The 1179-nt window shown below is 37.0% G+C and carries 1 protein-coding gene; it reads left to right on the plus strand.

All coding sequences use genetic code 11. The features are described 5' to 3' along the window. Positions 1-303: 303 nt before the first annotated feature. Positions 304-1107, plus strand: coding sequence for a M57 family metalloprotease (locus E1171_RS01035; protein ID WP_155203226.1), 804 nt, complete (start codon positions 304-306; stop codon positions 1105-1107). The last annotated feature ends 72 nt before the right edge of the window (positions 1108-1179 follow it).

Here is a 1179-nt window from a genome sequence, read left to right on the forward strand (position 1 = left end):
CAAAACGCGAAAAATAACCATCCAACAACCATTTGCAAAGGACGAATGGTTAATTCCATGGCAAAATGGTTATGTATCCGTTATTGCTAGCTGTTGATCTATTATTCAGAAAATAGGATTTAAATGTTAAATGGATTGCTTTAATTAAGTTATTGTTCTATCGAGATGTGGGATTAAATTACTGTGTTTCAATGCTGTATTGATGTGAATTAGATTGCTAATTATTTCTTGATTACTTGCATTTAAAATATAGCTCATAGGACAGTTTCTTTTTTATTTATAACATTTAAATTTTAAAAATTTATGACCAAAATCTTAATTTCTAAAATTGCTTTTCTATTCTTGGCTTTAGCAATTTTTGTCAGTGCCTGTCAAGAGACAGATCATGAAATTGCACCTGTCGATGAAACCTTAGTTTCACCAGAGGTATCGGCACAATTTGCTTCCCTTGGATTTAACCCTATTGATATCGAAAAAGTAGGTGAAAATTATTTGGTGGGCGGCGATATTATAGTAACTCCAAAAGCTTTGGAGAACATGAAGGAAGCCATTGTGGTGGGAGGTCCCTCAGGAGAACAGTATCGTACTTACAATTTGGTAAGTGCCCCAAGGGTAATAACGGTCAAAGGTCGTTCCCTTTCAAGTACAGTTAGTAATGCCTTGAACTTGGCAATTGCTAATTACAATAATGAGAACCTTGGGATTACCTTTCAAAGAGTAAGTAGAGGAAGGGCTGATATTACTTTAAGAGAAACAGGAAGCAGTGCAGGTGGGGTAGCCGGTTTCCCTGAGGGAGATGGAGATCCTTATCCTTCCATCACTATTTATGGGGGAACTAGCAGTTATGGGTTAGACGTAGTGAAGCATGTAATTACTCATGAATTGGGACATTGCATAGGTTTACGACATACCGATTGGTTTGATCGTTCATTTAGCTGTAGTCCTCCATATGATGGAGTGGAAGCGGCAAATCCAGAGGGTGCTGTACATATTCCTGGAACAAATCAATCATTTGATGCTAATTCAGTTATGAATTCTTGCTTTAATTCAGCTTCTACTGGTGTGTTCTCAGCAGGAGATAAAACTGCCTTAGATTACCTCTATTAACAAGAGACCCTCTTTTTGGCAGTGTTGCAGAGCTTCTAGATTGTAACCTTACATATTTGACTACTTTTTTTT

Origin of the sequence: Xanthovirga aplysinae (assembly GCF_009711365.1) — a bacterium.
Taxonomy (GTDB): Bacteria; Bacteroidota; Bacteroidia; order Cytophagales; family Cyclobacteriaceae; genus Xanthovirga; species Xanthovirga aplysinae.

What these genes read in the sequence shown, in the direction of transcription:
- E1171_RS01035 (WP_155203226.1), top strand. Translation starts at nt 304, where the DNA reads ATGACCAAAATCTTAATTTCTAAAATTGCTTTTCTATTCTTGGCTTTA.